Genomic DNA, 15,725 nt, shown 5'->3' with positions numbered 1-15,725 from the left:
CGGGCCGACCGCCCCCCACCGGCCCGACGTGGACATCGCCCCCTGATCCGGGAAGGATGACGAGCGGCCGCCGGCTCAGCCGGCGGCCGATCGTGTTCCCCGGTCCGGACAGGAGGTCCTCGTGGCGACGACAGGTGGGGTGGAGCGGCTCTGCGCGCCCGGCGCGCCCTTCGCGGTCGAGGACGGGGCGTACGCCGGCGGCCCGCGGACGCTGCGGGAGTTCGTCGAGGTGACCTGGGGCCACGGGGACCGGACGTTCCTCGTGTCCGAGGACGTGCGGATGACCTATCGGGAGTTCTTCGACGCCGCCTGCGGCCTCGCGCGCCGGCTCGTCGGGGAGTACGGGCTGCGGCCGGGGGACCGGGCCGTGGTGGCCATGCGGAACCTGCCCGAGTGGCAGATCGCCTTCTGGGCCGCGCAGCTCGCCGGGCTCGTCGCCGTGCCGCTCAACGCCTGGTGGACCGAGGACGAGCTCGCGTACGCGCTCGACGACTGCGCGCCCGGCGTGCTGCTCGTCGACGGGGAGCGGGTCGGGCGGGTGCGGGAGTGGGCCGCGCGCAGCGGGGTGCCGGGGATCGTCTTCCGGGGGGAGGCCGAGGAGGGGTTCGCCGCGTACGTCGCCGACACCGATCCGCTGCCCGGGCCGCCGCCCGTGGACGTCCTGCCCGAGCACGACGCCACCATCATCTACACCTCCGGCACCACCGGGCGGCCCAAGGGGGCCGTCGCCACGCACCGCGCGCAGGCCGGGGCCGCCATGAACCCCCGGTACTTCGCCGCCGCCGCGGCCCTCGCGCGCGGGGAGGTGCCCGGGACCGGACCGGAGATCGTGTCCCTGACCACGTTCCCGTTCTTCCACGTCGCCGCGTTCACGTCGTTCTACGCCGTCATGGCGGCCGGCGGGACCCTGGTGATGATGCGGAAGTGGGACGCGGAGCGCGCACTCGGACTGATCCGGGACGAGGGCGTCACCCACTTCGCGGGCGTCCCCACCACCGCGCTCCAGCTGCTCGACCTCGCCCGCGGCACCGGGGACCCGCTGACCAGCCTCACGCTCCTCAGCACCGGGGGCGCCGCCGCCCCGCCCGGGATCGTCGCGGGCCTCGCCGAGGGGTACGGGGAGCGGATCGAGCCCCGGAACGGGTACGGGCTGACCGAGACCTGCGGCGGGGTCCTGTCGAACGTCGGCGCCGAGTACCGGGCCCACCCCGGGAGCGTCGGCCGGCCCTCGCCCGTCACCGAGGTGCGCGTGGAGCGGCCCGACGCCGAGGGCGTGGGGGAGCTGTGGCTGCGCGGACAGTGCCTGATCCGCGGGTACTGGGGGGACGATGCCGCCACCCGTGCCGCCTTCACCGAGGACGGCTGGTTCCGGACCGGTGACCTCGCCCGCGTCGACGCGGACGGTCGGGTCGCCGTCGTCGACCGGCTCACCGACATGGTGATCCGCGGCGGCGAGAACGTGTACTGCGTCGAGGTCGAGGGCGTGCTGCACGGGCACCCGGACGTCGTCGACGCCGCCGTGCTCGGGGTGCCGCACCCGCTGCTCGGGGAGGAGGTCGTGGCCGTGGTGCGGCTGCGCCCCGGCGCGGACGCGGGAGCCGGGACGGCCGAGGCGCTGCGGGCGCACGTGGGGACGCGCCTCGCCGCCTTCAAGGTGCCCGCGCGGATCCTCGTGCGGACGGAGGAGCTGCCCCGGAACCCCACGGGGAAGATCCTCAAGCGGGAGCTGCGGGACGCGCTCGCCGGGGACCCCGGAGCCGTGTGATCCGGTGCCGGGCCGGCCGGAGGGTTCACCGCCGGGCGGTCCGGTGCCGTGCCGAGTGCGCCGGATGCCTCACTGCCGGGTGATCCGGACCCGGTACGTGCCGTTCCCGTCCTCGTCGAGGACGGTGATCCGGATGCCGTTGGCGTGGTCCGTGAAGGTCTCGCCGGGGCGGTACGGGGCGTCCGACAGCTCCGCGTGGACGTTGGCCCGGCGGGTGCAGCCGCCGCTGGCCCGGTCGCTGTCGGCCACGGTCACCGGGCCCTGGCCGGTGTCCACGTCGGACTCCACCCGGTAGACGAGGACCCCCTGCTCGCAGACGGCCTCGTCGTTGCCGCCCTTGCTGCGGACCTCGACGGCGTATCCGGAGGTGCCGGAGAGCGGGACGAAGGCGAGCTTGGGGCCTCCGGAGACCGAGAGGGGCGTGAGGCTGTAGTCCCCGGTCCCGGGCTTCGAGGCACAGCTGACCTGGTCGTTGTCGAGCCAGCCCAGCTTCCACTTGTGCCAGCCGAGGAGGTCGTTGTTGGCGCCCCAGTCCTCGGACATGATGTCCCAGTGCCCGACGGTGCCGCCGCCGTCCGAGGTGTAGAGGTCGGGCAGGCCGAAGACGTGGCCGTTCTCGTGGGGCAGGACGCGGTACCCGGTCTCGGCGAAGCTGCCGGAGCCGTCGTCCTGGCGGCTGTAGACGAAGGACGTGTTGGCGAGCGGCACGCCGTCGGCGTAGGGGGCGTCGTCGTTGCCGGAGAAGGTCACGGACAGGACGGTGTCGAGGGCGGAGGGCCCGGCGTTCGGGGTGACGAGCACGTTGAGCAGGTCGTAGGCGCTGAAGTCCACCCGGGCGTCGGCGGCCTTCACGATGTCCTCGACGAGGGAGCGGTAGCCCGGTTCGTACGGTGAGCCGCGCTCGATGCCGTACGAGGAGAACGGCCGGGGCATCCGCAGCCAGTCGGGTATCGGCGCCTCGGCCTGGTAGCGCAGCCGCCCGTACGAGCTGGTGCGGAACCAGTCGGCGGTCTGCGGGAAGAACTCCCGGAAGCGGCCCATCGCCGTGCCGTCCCCCGGGGCGTCGGAGAAGTCGACCATCAGGTTGAGGGCCCTGACCCGGCCCGTGGAGCGCACGTATCCGGGGGCGGTGGGCAGCCCCTCCGACATCTGCACGCCCATCGTGGTGGCGATGCGGCACGGTCCCAGCTGGGCGCCGGTCGGCGCGGCGGCCACGGGGCCCGCCGAGGCGGGGGCGGGACCGGGGAGGGTGGTGCTCGCCGAGGCGAGCAGGGTGAGGGAGAGGGCCGTGGCCGCCGCCAGGGCGACGGGCCTGCGTATCCGTCGGCGGGGGTGCTGCATACGTCGCCTCTCCGGTGGGGGGCAGGTCGGCGCCGCGGACCCCTTCCGCGGGTGGGCGCCGCGGACCCCTCCGCGGGTCCGCGCTGTGCGATCAGCCTGGAGCGCGGGGTCCGGGGGCGCGCGCCGGGTGGCCCGATCGTGGGTATTCCACGGGGCCGGAGGTTTGTGACGCGGGTCACAGGGGGCCCGGGAAATAACCGGGGACTCGGTCCCCGTTTACGCCTGTGTCGAAGCAAGTGGGGACTCACTCCCCGGATGTACCCCTGGATGACTGTGAGGAGGTCGTGGCGTGACCAGCACCCCCGGCACCGCGCCCGCCCGTCGCGTACCGCGCCCGCGCGCCGACGCCCTGCGCAACCGCGAGCGGCTCGTGACGGCGGCCCGCGAGATGTTCGTCGAGTTCGGCTGCCAGGTGCCCTACGACGAGGTCGCGCGCCGGGCCGGCGTCGGGAACGCCACGCTCTACCGGAACTTCCCCGAGCGCAGCGACCTCGTCCACGAGGTCGTCCTCTCGCTCGTGGACCGCGTCATCGAGGTCGCCGAGCGGGCCACGGAGGAGGAGGGCGACACCTTCGCCGCCCTCCGCCGCTTCGTCCACGGAGCCGCCGACGAGCGCGTCGGAGCCCTGTGCCCGATGCTCGAGGGCGACTTCGACAAGGACCACCCCGACCTGATCGCCGGCCGCGACCGCCTGGGAGAGGTCGTCCAGGGCCTCATCGAGCGGGCGCAGCGGGCCGGCCGGATGCGCACCGACGTGGGCCTCGGGGACCTGATGGTGGCCCTCTCCCAGCTGACCCGCCCGCTGCCCGGCACGGGCTGCGAGTCCTTCGACCAGTTCGTCCACCGCCACCTGCAGATCTTCCTCGACGGCCTGGAGCTGCCCGCCCGCTCCGAGCTGCCCGGGAAGGCCGCGACCCTGGAGGACCTGAGGCGCGACTCCTGTTCGTCGTGACCCGATCCGCCCCACGCCTTATGTGATCCCCGCTTCCCCATCCCCGTTTCCTCACGTCCCTTTTTCACCCGTACGCGCCAAGAGGTGGCTACCCCCATGCCTGAAACCCCCGAGACGACCGCGGTCCAGGCCGACCCCGGCCGCTGGAAAGCCCTGATCTTCATCGCCCTCGCCCAGCTGATGGTCGTGCTCGACGCGACGATCGTGAACATCGCCCTGCCCTCCGCCCAGCAGGACCTCGGGATCTCGGACGGCAACCGGCAGTGGGTCATCACCGCCTACGCCCTCGCCTTCGGCGGTCTGCTCCTCTTCGGCGGCCGCATAGCCGACCTGTGGGGTCGCAAGCGGACCTTCGTCACCGGCCTGATCGGCTTCGCCGCCGCCTCCGCCCTGGGCGGGGCCGCGACCGGCGAGGCGATGATGCTCGGTGCCCGCGCGCTCCAGGGCGCCTTCGGCGCGCTCCTCGCGCCCGCCGCGCTCTCGCTGCTCGCCGTGACCTTCACCGACGCCAAGGAGCGCGCGAAGGCCTTCGGCATCTACGGCGCGATCGCCGGTGGCGGCGGCGCCGTGGGCCTGATCCTCGGCGGCTTCCTCACCGAGTACCTGAACTGGCGCTGGACCTTCTTCGTCAACATCCCGTTCGCCGTGGTCGCCGCCGTCGGCGCGTACCTCGTCGTCCGCGAGCCCGCGGGCGGCCGCAACCGCTCGCCGCTCGACATCCCCGGCGTGATCCTCTCCACCCTCGGCCTCGTCTCGCTGGTGTACGGCTTCACGCGCGCCGAGTCCGCCGGCTGGAGCGACGCCGGCACGATCGGCCTCTTCGTCGCCTCCGCCGTGCTGCTCCTCTCCTTCGCGCTCACCGAGTCGCGGGTGAAGTCCCCGCTGCTCCCGCTGCGCGTCGTCACCGACCGCAACCGCGGCGGTGTCTACCTGTCGCTGGGCCTCGCCGTCATCGCGATGTTCGGCCTGTTCCTCTTCCTGACGTACTACCTCCAGGTCGTGAAGGGGTACACGCCGGTCAAGACGGGCTTCGCGTTCCTGCCGATGATCGTGGGCATGATCACGGGCTCGACCCAGATCGGCACGCGCCTGATGACCCGCGTCCCGCCGCGGTTCCTGATGGCGCCCGGCTTCCTGACCGCCGGCATCGGCATGCTGCTCCTCACCCAGCTGGAGGTCGGCACCTCGTACGCCGGGCTGATCCTGCCCGCGCAGCTGCTCCTCGGCCTGGGCATGGGCACGGCGTTCATGCCGGCCATGTCGCTCGCGACGCTGGGCGTGGACCCGCGGGACGCCGGTGTGGCCTCCGCGATGGTCAACACCTCGCAGCAGGTCGGCGGCGCCATCGGCACGGCCCTGCTGAACACGATCGCCGCCTCGGCGACCACCGCCTACCTGACCGGCCACGCCGCCGGCGCGACCACCCCGGCCGCGCAGAAGCTGCTCCAGCTCCAGAGCATGGTCGAGGGGTACACGGCGGCCATCTGGTGGGCCGTCGGCATCCTGGTCGTCTCGGCCACGATCGCCTTCGTCTTCATCAACACCGGCAAGCCGCGGACCGGCCCGGTCGCCGGGTCCGGCGAGGACGCGCAGGACGAGGTGAAGGTGCCGGTCATGGCGCACTGACGGCCCTCACGCCCTCGGCCCGGTACGGGACCGTTCCTCGGCCGGGTCCGGGACCGCCGCTTCGGCCCGGTACGGGACCGCCCCGGCTCCGCTCTCACTGCGGAGCCGGGGCGGTCCCGTTCTCCGGCCGCCTCGCCCTGCTCAGCGGAGCCAGGGCAGGTCCGCGTCCGCGTCCGTCGGTTCGAGGCCCTCGGCCATGGCGCGCATGATCGTGCCGAGCTGCTCCACCTGCTCGGGGGAGAGCCGGTCGAACATGGCCTGACGGACGGCCGCCACATGGCCGGGCGCGTTGCGCCGCAGGACCTCCATGCCCTCGTCCGTCAGCTGGGCGAACTGCCCGCGCTTGTCGGAGGGGCAGTCCTCGCGCCGCACCCAGCCGTTCTTCTCCAGGCGGGCGACCGCGTGGGAGAGACGGGAGCGGGTGATCTTGGCGCTCCGGGCCAGCTCGGTCATCCGCAGCCGGCGGCGGGGGGCCTGGGAGAGCTGGACGAGGAGCCCGTAGTAGACGTGCGGCATCCCGGCGTCGCGCTGCAACTGGCGGTCGAGGTGGTCCTCCAGGAGCGTGGTGGCATGCAGGTAGGCACGCCAGACGTGCTGCTCCTCGTCGGTCAGCCAGCGGGGTTCGGTCATGTCTCCCATGGGTCCCATCGTACGACTCGTTCTTGAAAGTTGAACTATGTAGGTTTACGCTGCCCCTGGAAGCTTGAAGTTTCAAGAATGGAGGCCGTCATGGAGACCGCACCGGTACGGATGCCCGCCCTCTACCTGTCCCACGGCGCCCCGCCGCTCGCCGACGACCCCGTCTGGCCCGGCGAGCTCGCCGCCTGGTCCGCCGGCCTCCCGCGCCCCAGGGCCATCCTCATGGTCTCCGCCCACTGGGAGGAGGCCCCGCTCGCGCTCGGCGCCACCGAGACCGTCCCCCTCGTCTACGACTTCTGGGGCTTCCCCGAGCACTACTACCGCGTCCAGTACGCCGCCCCCGGCGCCCCGCAGCTCGCCGAGGCCGTCCGCAAGCTGCTCCGCGCCCCCGGCACGCCCGTGCAGGACATCCCCGACCGGGGCCTCGACCACGGCGCGTACGTGCCGCTCGTCGAGATGTTCCCCGGCGCCGACATCCCCGTCCTCCAGATCTCCATGCCCACCCTCGACCCGCGCCGGCTCATGGACATCGGGCGCAGGCTCGCCCCGCTGCGCGACGAGGGCGTCCTGATCGTCGGCAGCGGCTTCTTCACCCACAACCTCGCCGCCCTCCGCCACACCGGACCCGGCGTCCCCGGCTGGTCCGCCGAGTTCGACGCCTGGGGCAGCGAGGCGCTCGCCGCGCACGACGTCGACTCCCTCCTGGACTTCGAGCACAAGTCGCCCGCCGGCCGCCTCGCCCACCCCCGTACGGAGCACTTCGCCCCGCTCTTCGTCACCATGGGCGCGGCGGACGCGGCCGGCGACCTCGACGCGGAGCGCTCGGTGATCGACGGCTTCTGGATGGGACTCGCCAAGCGGTCCGTCCAGTTTGGCTGACCCGCTACAGGACGGGCGGATTGAGGTCGATCGAGCGGACGGCGGCGGCCAGCGCGAGCGGATCGCCCACGTCGAGCGCCGTGTCCGTGAACTTGATCGTGTGGTCGTCGCCGTGGGCCGCCGCCCGCTCGAAGACCTCCTCGGCGGTCAGCCCCGTCCTCCCGTACGGGGCGGCCTCGCGCGGCGCGTAGGCCGCCGTCACCGCGGCCGACGCCGCCCAGGCCGCCGCCACGCTCGGCGCCCACAGCTCGCGGGGCAGCGCGGGCAGGGTCCGCAGGACCGCGTTCGGCGCGGTCGCCGCGTGCACCAGCATGATCGGCTCGCCGTGGCCGTGGGACGCGTACCGGTGCGTCGCCGCCGTCACCAGCTCCACGAGCAGCTCCCTCGCCGTGTCGGGATCCGGGGCCTCGCCCCACACCGGGAACGCCGTCAGCTGCGCGAGCCGGGCCCGGATCCCGCCCTCCTGCTCCGGAACGGGCGGCACGGCGTCCAGCGCGGCCGCCGCGGAGGGCGCCGCGGCCAGCGGGGCGAGCGGCGGAAGCGGCTGGTGGCGGGCCGCCCAGTAACCGAGGGCGTGCGCCAGCTCGGCACGGCGCGGCTCCGTCTCCTCCCCGCCCAGCAGGGTCCGTACGGCGTGACCGGTGCGGATCACCGGATGCGTGGCGCCGCCCGCGATGCCGGGCAGCAGCCGGGGCCACCACTCGGCGAGGACCGACCGCCACGGCCGGTCCGCCAGCTCCCGGGCGAAGAACCGGGTCCAGTCGGTGATCCGGGCCGGATCGCCGAGCGCCTCCCGCCAGCCGCCCGCCGTGACCGGGAGGTGCGCCGGCGGCAGCTCCTCCAGCTTCGGCGCGTAGTGGTCGAGCCAGCGGTGGACGGCCGGGGCCTGGCCGTGGCGGACCAGGGCTTCGACGGCCATGGGGGCGTGGTTGGTGAGCCGGCCGCCCCGCTCGGGCCCCGTGGTGTGGAGCCGTTCGAGAGCCTCGTCAAGGGTGCCGGTGGTGTCGGTCATGGGGCGACGCTAGGCCGGACGGCGGCCCGGCCGGAACGGTCCCGGGGCCTAGGACCCGTCCTAGGCCCCGGGACCCGCCCCGGCTCACGGCCCTCGGCTCACGGCCCTCGGCTCACGGCCGTCGGGTCACCGCCGCGGGAGGCAACCGCGGATCGGGTCACGGCGTCTGAAGGGATGGCGCCGCATGTGATCGCGGTCTCACCGACGGCGTGGTCGGAGACCCCGCGAGGGGCGCCGTCCCACCCTCCGTGCCCGGTCTGACCTGCACCTCCGTGGGCGCCCGCGGTGTGCCCGCGGGGGTGGCGGCGGCGCAGGATACTGCATGATCGCGAAAATCCATGTGCCGCGTGGGAATTCTGTCCTGATTCCAGTCGTTGTTTCCGTCGGATGCAGGGCACCCGGAAGGGTGTCGCGACCTACTCAGCAAGGGAGCACGCATGGCAACCCGTGCCGTCGCCCGTCGTCAGACCTCCGCCCAGAGCGGGGCCGCACGGGCAAGCAGCGTTCGCGCCGTGGGCGGGGAGATCGCCGACCGCGACCTGGTCGGCATGTACCTCGACGAGATCGCGCGCACGCCCCTGCTCGACGCCGCCAAGGAGGTCGAGCTCTCCCAGACCATCGAGGCGGGCGTCTACGCCCAGGAGATCCTCGACGGAGAGGTGGAGAGCGAGGCCGGCGGGGCGACCCGCGAGGAGCTCGAAGCGCTGGTCGCCGAGGGCGAGCGGGCCAAGGACCTCTTCATCAAGTCCAACCTGCGGCTCGTGGTGGCCGTCGCCCGGCGCTACCCGCGCAGCGGCCTGCCGCTGCTCGACCTGATCCAGGAGGGGAACGCGGGCCTGGTGCGCGCGGTCGAGAAGTTCGACTACGCGAAGGGCTTCAAGTTCTCCACGTACGCCACGTGGTGGATCCGCCAGGCCATCACCCGGTCCATCGCCGACCAGTCCCGGACCATCCGGCTCCCCGTCCACCTGGTGGAGGAGCTCGGCCGGATCCGCCGGGTGCAGCGCGAGTTCAACCGCGAGAACGGCCGGGAGCCCGAGCCCGCCGAGATCGCCGCCGAGCTCGGCTCGACGCCCGAGCGCGTCACCGACGTCCTGGACTGGGCGCGGGACCCCGTCTCGCTGAACATGTCCGTGGACGACGAGGGCGAGACCCAGTTCGGCGACCTGCTGGAGGACACCTCGGCGGTCTCCCCCGAGCAGTCGGTCCTGACCCTCCTCCGCAGCGAGGAGCTCGACGACCTCATCGACAAGCTCGACCACCGGACGGCGTCGATCATCCGCATGCGGTACGGCATCGAGGACGGCCGCGAGCGGACGCTGACGGAGGTCGGCAAGGAGCACGGGCTGACCCGCGAGCGGATCCGCCAGATCGAGAAGCACGCGCTGCTGGAACTGAAGAAGATGGCTCGCGACACGGGCTTCGACGCGGTGGCCTGACGCGCCCGGCGTCTCCGTGGGGCCCGCGCCCGGCGGGGCGGCGCCCCGGCCCACCCGCCGTGTGGGCAATCGTCCCGCCCGAGCAGGGGGGACCCCCTGGCCCCGGCGGGACGCCTGCCCACAACGGGGGCGCGGGGCGGGCACCGTCCCGGCGGGACGACCGTCCGCAACGACGGGGCCGGCTTCAGGCGCCCGACGCCGAAGCGAGTCTCGTCGACAGGTCCCTCATGTACGCGATCAGCGGCTCCGGCCCGTGAACCGTGAAGTCGACGTCCATCAGCGCCAGCCGCAGCGCCAGCCATTCCACCGAGTCCGCGACGCGCGCCCGCAGCCGGCAGCGGTCCGGCCCCGTCGCCACCGGCACGAGGTGGGACGGGAGGCGCGCCACGACGAACTCGAGCGGCGCGGCGAACGTCACGTCGAGGTCGACCTCGCCCTGGGCCCGCGCCATGGAGCGGGCCATGTAGGTCGCGGCGTCGCCGGACGGCAGCTCCCGCGGCGCGAAGCGCGCCCCCGTCGGGAAGGGCTCGCTGACCCGGTCCACCCGGAAGGTCCGCCAGTCCTCGCGCCCCAGGTCGTACGCGACGAGGTACCAGCGCCGCCCGGTCGACACCAGCCGGTACGGTTCCACGAGCCGTTTCGTCTCCGTGCCGTCCCCCGCCCGGTAGCCGAACCGCAGCCGCTCGTGCCCCGTGATCGTGCTCGCGAGCGTGGTCAGGGTGGCGGTGGTGACGGTGGCCCCGTCCCCGCGGGTCAGCGGGATCGTCGCGTTCTGGAGGACGGAGACCCGGTGCCGGAGCCGCGCGGGCAGCACCTGTTCCAGCTTCGCCAGGGCCCGTACGGACGCCTCGTCGACGCCCTCGATGGCGTGCCCGGCCCCGGCGCGCAGGCCGACGGCGATCGCGACGGCCTCCTCGTCGTCGAGGAGCAGCGGCGGCATGGCCGTCCCGGCGACGAGGCGGTAGCCGCCGACGGCGCCCATGGTCGCCTCGACGGGGTAGCCGAGGTCGCGGAGCCGGTCGATGTCCCGCCGGATGGTGCGCGGGGAGACCGAGAGCCGTTCGGCGAGCTCGCTTCCCGGCCACTCGCGCGGGGTCTGGAGGAGCGAGAGCAGATTCAGGAGTCGTGCGGGAGTGTCCGTCATGTCTTCCAGGATGCGGCCCATCTAGGACATGACCTGACCTACATGACTTCTATCTTCCTCTTATGAGTTCACACGACGCCGCCACCGAAGCGGCCGCGACAGGCGACAAGCGGCGCTGGATCGCCCTCGCCATCGTCATGACCGCCGCTTTCATGGACCTGGTCGACGCCACGATCGTCAACATCGCGATCCCCAGCATCGAGAAGGACCTCGGGGCCTCGTTCGGGGCCATCCAGTGGATCACCGCCGGATACGCGCTCGCGTTCGCCGCCGGTCTGATCACGGGCGGGCGGCTCGGGGACATCTACGGCCGCAAGCGCCTCTTCCTCCTCGGCACCGCCGGCTTCACCCTCGCCTCGGCGCTCTGCGGCTTCGCGGCCAACCAGGAGATGCTGGTCGGCTCCCGCCTGCTCCAGGGCGCGGCGGCCGCGATGATGGTGCCGCAGGTCCTGTCGATCATCCACGTCACCTTCCCGGCGCACGAGCGCGGCAAGGTCTTCGGGATGTTCGGCGCGATCATCGGCCTCGGCGCGGTCTCCGGCCCGCTGCTGGGCGCGCTGCTCACCCAGTGGAACATCGCGGGCCTGGAGTGGCGCCCGATCTTCCTGATCAACCTGCCGGTCGGCGTCGCGGCCCTGTTCCTGGGCCGGAAGTTCATCACCGAGTCGAAGGCGCCGAAGGCGCTCAAGCTCGACATGGTCGGCGTGCTCCTGGTGACGGCCGCGCTGCTGATGCTGGTCTACCCGCTGACGCGCGGCCGCGAGCTGGACTGGCCGCTGTGGGGCCACCTGATGATGGCCGGCAGCCTGCTCGTCTTCGGCGCGCTCGTGGCGTACGAGAAGTACAAGACGAAGAAGGACGGTTCGCCGCTCGTCGAGCTGTCGCTGTTCAAGGTGAAGAGCTTCGCGGCCGGCATCGCGGTGCAGCTGACCTTCGGCGTCGTGCTCGGCATCTTCTTCCTCGTGTGGACGCTCTACATGCAGATCGGCCTGGGCTGGAGCCCGCTGAAGGCGGGTCTGACCGGGGTGCCCTTCTCGATCGCGGTGTCGACGGCCGCGGGCATGTCGGTGCAGAAGCTGGTCCCGCGCTTCGGCCGGAAGGTGCTCCAGGCGGGCGCGCTGACGATGATCGCGGGCATCCTGCTCTACTTCTTCGTGGCCGGGCGGTACGGGACCGGCATCCACTCCTGGCAGATGATCCCGCCGCTGGTGGTCATGGGCCTCGGCATGGGCCTGATCGTGGCGCCGCTGACGGACGCGGTGCTGTCCGAGGTGCCGAAGGAGCACGCCGGTTCGGCCTCGGGCCTGATCAACACGACCGGGCAGATGGGCAACGCGCTGGGCCTCGGCCTGGTGTCGGTGGTCTTCTTCGGGGCGATCGACGACGAGCGGCTCGCCGAGGCCCCGGCCGAGGTGGGCGCGGCCTTCACGAACGCCTTCCAGAACTCGCTGGGTTGGGCGGCCGGTGTGCTCGCCCTGATCTTCCTGGTGATGTTCGCGCTGCCGGCGAAGCCGAAGCAGCACCTGGAGGGCGGCGGAGGCGACGTCGAGGACGTCGCCCCGGAGATCGGGAAGGAGCCGGCGCTCACGCACTGAGCCCTTCGTGACGGGAGGGGCCGGACCGGGAGGGGCGGTGCGCATCACGAGCGCACCGCCCCTCGGCGGCTTCAGGTCGCTTCTTCGCCTTCGCGGCGTGGTTCGGCTTGCCGGAGTCGGCCATCCGGACCGGCCCGCCGACGGCCGACCGGCCCCGCTCCGTCCCCCGAACGGACGGGGCGGGGCCGGTGCCCGCCACCGGCGGGGAGGCCGTCAGCGGACGCGGGAGCGGGACTCCATCGCGTCGCGGGCCGCGTGCTCGTCCTCGTACACCTCGCACATGTGCCGGCCGTCCGGCGTCGCCGTGTGCTCGACCTCCCAGAGGCTGACCTCGCTGCCGTCGAGCAGCAGGAACTGGTGCTCGTAGAGGGTGAAGCCGGCGTCCCGGCCGCCCTCCACCGCGCAGTGGCGTCCGAAGGCCTGCGTGATGTGGTGCGCGAAGGCCAGCCGGAGACGGCGGGCCGTCCGCTCGCCCGGCCGGTCCGCGTTCTCCGCGCGGCGCAGGACGCGGCGCGCGTGGTCGGCGGAGTTGTCCGGCACGTACATCCGGGGCTGAGCGGGTATCGGACGGGCGAGCAGGGAGCTCAGCAGCTCCAGGTCGTCGTCCTCGTCGAGGACGCGGCCGTCGGAGCGCTCCGCCGCCCAGCCCTGCAGCGGCCCGGTCGGGAGGCGGGAGGCGGCGAGCCGCGCCTCCGACTCCTCCGTGTACAGCTCGTGCTGCTCGGCGCCGTCCCGGCCGGCGTTGTGCACGAGCTCCCAGAGGCTGAGCGCGCTGCCGTCGGCGAGCAGATAGGTGTGGCGGTGGGTCGTGCGGTGCAGCGACGCGCTGTGGTGCGAGGAGTGCAGCGCGCTGGAGTGGGCGAGCGCCGTGCCGAGGCGCTCGACGGTCGAGTCGGGCAGGTCGAAGGAGTTGAGCGCCCGGCCGAGGAGCCGCTCAAGGTGCGTCTCGGTCGTCTCGTACGGATCGTGAGGATCCTGCGGATCGTTCAAGAGGGTCTCCAGGCCGTCGCCGCATGTCACTTGGTGCTTGCTTAACGTAGTCCCTGGGTCTGACATCGTGTCCGGGGTTCCGGCAAAACGAAGGGCCCTCTCGGGAAGTTCCCGCGGATTTTCCCAACTCCCTTCCCCTTACCGGCAGTACGCGCCCGCCTCCGGTCCGTACAGCTCGCCGTACGAGGGGAAGTCGCCGCCGGGACCGCGCAGGCCGCCCGGGGCCGCGAGGACCGCGCGGACGATCGCCCGGGTCACCAGGTCCGCGCCCGCCGCCAGGATCTCGTTCAGGGCGAGCGGGCCCGCCCCCTCCGGCAGTTCCCGCCCCCCGGTGGCGAGCGCGAAGACCGTGTCCCCGTCGTTCATCAGGTGCACCGGACGCACCGCGCGCGCGATGCCGTCGTGCGCCGTGCCCGCGACCTTCCGCGCCTGGGCCCGGGTCAGCGCCGCGTCCGTCGCGACCACGGCGAGCGTGGTGTTCAGCGGGGGAGGGGCGGACGCCCTCCGTGCCTCCGCCAGCCGCCGTCGGGCCGCCTCGTGGACCGCCGGGTCAGGGAAGGCGGGCCGGCCGGCCTCGAAGTAGCTGCCGTACGGGACGCCCGTCGACGGGTCGACGGGCGAACCCACCGCGTTCACCACGACCAGCGCGCCGACCGTGATCCCCGACTCCAGGACGGTGCTCGCCGTCCCCACCCCGCCCCGCAGACCGCCGGCCACGGCCCCCGTGCCCGCCCCTACCGCGCCCGTCTCCACGCGCGCGTGGTCCCCGCTCGCGGCGGCCGCCTCCGCCGCCGCCCGGCCCGTCGCCGCGTCCGGCCGGGCCGTGAAGTCGCCGCCCCGGCCCAGGTCGAAGACGCACGCGGCGGGCACCACCGGCACCACGTGGGACGGGTCGGGACCCACCCGCACGCCCCGGTTCCGCTCCGCCAGCCAGGCCATCACCCCGGCGGCCGAATCCAGGCCGTACGCGCTGCCGCCCGTCAGGACGACCGCGTCGATCCGCTGGACCACGTTCCGCGGGTCCAGGGCGTCCGTCTCCCGCGTGCCCGGCCCGCCGCCCCGGACGTCCACGGCGGCCACGACCCCGCCCTCCGGGGCCAGGACCACCGTGGTGCCGCTCAGCGCCCCGGGACCGGCCACGCGCGCGTGCCCCACGCGCAGCCCGCCCACGTCGGTGATCCCGTCCTGCCCGTCCGTCGCTTCGGGAAGTGTCATGTCCCCTGCCTACCACGGGCCCCGGCTCCCCACGGCCCCGCTCAGCGCTTGGGGCCGAGGTAGGTGCCGCCCGAGGCGTCGAGCACGGTGCCGGTGATCCAGCGGCCTTCCTCCGAGGCCAGGAAGGCCACCGGGTCGGCGATGTCCTCCGGCTGCCCGACCCACGGCAGCGCCTGACCGCCGATCAGCATGCTCTCCAGCTGGGGCATCGCCGCCATGGCGGCGGTGAGGCCGGCGGTCTGCGTCGGGCCGGGGGCGACCGTGTTGACGGTGATCCGGCGCTCCCCGACCACGTTGGCGAGCGTGCGCGTGAAGGTCTCCATCGCCCCCTTCGTCATCGCGTACGCCAGCTCGTCGGCGAGCGCGATCCGGGTGACCGCCGAACCGATGTTGATGATCCGTCCGCCGTCGCGCAGCATCGGCAGCAGCCCCTGCACCAGGAAGTACGGCGCCCGGACGTTGACCGCGAAGACGCGGTCGAACCGCTCGGGCGTCTCGTCCGCGAGGTGACCGCCCGAGGCGGTCGCGGCGGCGTTGTTGACCAGGACGTCGAGCGCGGCCTCCCCGGTGTGGGCGGCGAGCCCGGCCCGGACGCCCGCGACCAGGGCGAGCACCCCGTCGTGCGCGGCCAGATCGGCCCCGACGGAGAAGGCCCGCCCGCCGTCCCGGACGATCAGGTCCACGGTCTCCTGCGCGGCGGCGGCGTCCTGCCCGTAGTGCACGGCGACGAGCATCCCGTCGGCGGCGAGCCGCCGGGCGATCGCCCGGCCGATCCCCCGGGAGGAGCCGGTGACGAGGGCGGTGCGGGTGGTGGTGGTCATGGTGGCGATCTCCTCGGCCTTGGGGCCCGGGGCGTTCCCCGGGGTACGGGAAGAAGACTCACGCGGCCCCCTGACGAACCACTGACAGCCCCCTGACGGACCTACCCGGCCACGGCCGGCCACCCTTGCACGGGCCCGCACCCGCGTGGTGGTGCCGCCCCGCCACCCGCCCGTGTGGGCCGCGCCCGCCGGGACGGTGCCGCCGCCGCCCCCGCCCCGTGTGGGCAATCGTCCCGCTGGGGCGGGACGGGTGGGCACACGGGACGGCGCCCTTCGCGGCGCCTCCGCGTTCCGCGCCTGGACCCGC

General features: G+C 73.6%; 13 protein-coding genes. 6 read left to right on the top strand and 7 right to left on the bottom strand.

The annotated features are described in order from the left end of the window. Nucleotides 1–121 precede the first annotated feature (121 nt). The gene (locus ACFYUZ_RS33160) at nucleotides 122–1,765 is read left to right on the top strand and encodes a class I adenylate-forming enzyme family protein (protein ID WP_389315542.1); all 1,644 of its coding nucleotides are present in this window, start codon (nucleotides 122–124) and stop codon (nucleotides 1,763–1,765) included. Nucleotides 1,766–1,834: 69 nt separating this feature from the next. On the opposite strand, the gene ACFYUZ_RS33155 is transcribed toward ACFYUZ_RS33160, so the two are convergent. Next, a complete protein-coding gene (locus ACFYUZ_RS33155; protein ID WP_389315540.1) occupies nucleotides 1,835–3,106 on the bottom strand; it encodes a M6 family metalloprotease domain-containing protein in 1,272 nt (423 codons plus the stop codon). A gap of 289 nt (nucleotides 3,107–3,395) precedes the next feature. Here ACFYUZ_RS33155 and ACFYUZ_RS33150 point away from each other — a divergent pair, with 289 nt between their 5' ends. After that, nucleotides 3,396–4,058: a TetR/AcrR family transcriptional regulator gene (locus ACFYUZ_RS33150; RefSeq protein WP_389315539.1), complete on the top strand. Its 663-nt coding sequence runs from the start codon at nucleotides 3,396–3,398 to the stop codon at nucleotides 4,056–4,058. Nucleotides 4,059–4,154: 96 nt separating this feature from the next. Next, entirely contained in the window at nucleotides 4,155–5,684 is a 1,530-nt protein-coding gene (locus tag ACFYUZ_RS33145; RefSeq protein WP_389315537.1) for an MFS transporter, read from the top strand. A gap of 141 nt (nucleotides 5,685–5,825) precedes the next feature. Here ACFYUZ_RS33145 and ACFYUZ_RS33140 read toward each other — a convergent pair whose 3' ends face one another. After that, nucleotides 5,826–6,332 (bottom strand): MarR family winged helix-turn-helix transcriptional regulator, encoded by a 507-nt coding sequence (locus ACFYUZ_RS33140; RefSeq protein ID WP_389315535.1) that lies wholly within the window; start codon nucleotides 6,330–6,332, stop codon nucleotides 5,826–5,828. A gap of 81 nt (nucleotides 6,333–6,413) precedes the next feature. Here ACFYUZ_RS33140 and ACFYUZ_RS33135 point away from each other — a divergent pair, with 81 nt between their 5' ends. After that, on the top strand, nucleotides 6,414–7,202 hold the full coding sequence (locus tag ACFYUZ_RS33135) for a dioxygenase (RefSeq protein WP_389315533.1): 789 nt from the start codon (nucleotides 6,414–6,416) through the stop codon (nucleotides 7,200–7,202). A gap of 4 nt (nucleotides 7,203–7,206) precedes the next feature. Here ACFYUZ_RS33135 and ACFYUZ_RS33130 read toward each other — a convergent pair whose 3' ends face one another. Then, nucleotides 7,207–8,214: a questin oxidase family protein gene (locus ACFYUZ_RS33130; RefSeq protein ID WP_389315531.1), complete on the bottom strand. Its 1,008-nt coding sequence runs from the start codon at nucleotides 8,212–8,214 to the stop codon at nucleotides 7,207–7,209. 437 nt (nucleotides 8,215–8,651) lie between these two features. Here ACFYUZ_RS33130 and ACFYUZ_RS33125 point away from each other — a divergent pair, with 437 nt between their 5' ends. Continuing rightward, complete coding sequence (locus tag ACFYUZ_RS33125; protein ID WP_389315529.1) at nucleotides 8,652–9,653, top strand: RNA polymerase sigma factor RpoD/SigA; 1,002 nt, start codon at nucleotides 8,652–8,654, stop codon at nucleotides 9,651–9,653. A 184-nt stretch (nucleotides 9,654–9,837) separates the two neighbouring features. Here the strand turns inward: ACFYUZ_RS33125 and ACFYUZ_RS33120 are convergent, their stop codons facing one another. Continuing rightward, nucleotides 9,838–10,797, bottom strand: coding sequence for a helix-turn-helix transcriptional regulator (locus tag ACFYUZ_RS33120; protein WP_389315527.1), 960 nt, complete (start codon nucleotides 10,795–10,797; stop codon nucleotides 9,838–9,840). A gap of 62 nt (nucleotides 10,798–10,859) precedes the next feature. Here ACFYUZ_RS33120 and ACFYUZ_RS33115 point away from each other — a divergent pair, with 62 nt between their 5' ends. Beyond that, a complete protein-coding gene (locus ACFYUZ_RS33115; protein WP_389315525.1) occupies nucleotides 10,860–12,392 on the top strand; it encodes an MFS transporter in 1,533 nt (510 codons plus the stop codon). Between the two features lie 213 nt (nucleotides 12,393–12,605). Here ACFYUZ_RS33115 and ACFYUZ_RS33110 read toward each other — a convergent pair whose 3' ends face one another. The 3 genes from ACFYUZ_RS33110 to ACFYUZ_RS33100 form a co-directional block, all read right to left on the bottom strand. After that, nucleotides 12,606–13,448 carry a DUF6227 family protein gene (locus tag ACFYUZ_RS33110; protein WP_389315523.1) on the bottom strand — a complete coding sequence of 281 codons (843 nt, stop codon included), beginning with the start codon at nucleotides 13,446–13,448 and terminating at the stop codon, nucleotides 12,606–12,608. A gap of 72 nt (nucleotides 13,449–13,520) precedes the next feature. Beyond that, complete coding sequence (locus ACFYUZ_RS33105; protein ID WP_389315521.1) at nucleotides 13,521–14,597, bottom strand: P1 family peptidase; 1,077 nt, start codon at nucleotides 14,595–14,597, stop codon at nucleotides 13,521–13,523. A gap of 41 nt (nucleotides 14,598–14,638) precedes the next feature. Further along, nucleotides 14,639–15,418 (bottom strand): SDR family oxidoreductase, encoded by a 780-nt coding sequence (locus ACFYUZ_RS33100; protein WP_389315519.1) that lies wholly within the window; start codon nucleotides 15,416–15,418, stop codon nucleotides 14,639–14,641. Nucleotides 15,419–15,725: the final 307 nt, after the last annotated feature.

Origin of the sequence: Streptomyces sp. NPDC004266, assembly GCF_042874095.1 — a bacterium.
Lineage (GTDB): Bacteria > Actinomycetota > Actinomycetes > Streptomycetales > Streptomycetaceae > Streptomyces.
This window is presented reverse-complemented; position numbering and strand designations above follow the sequence as displayed.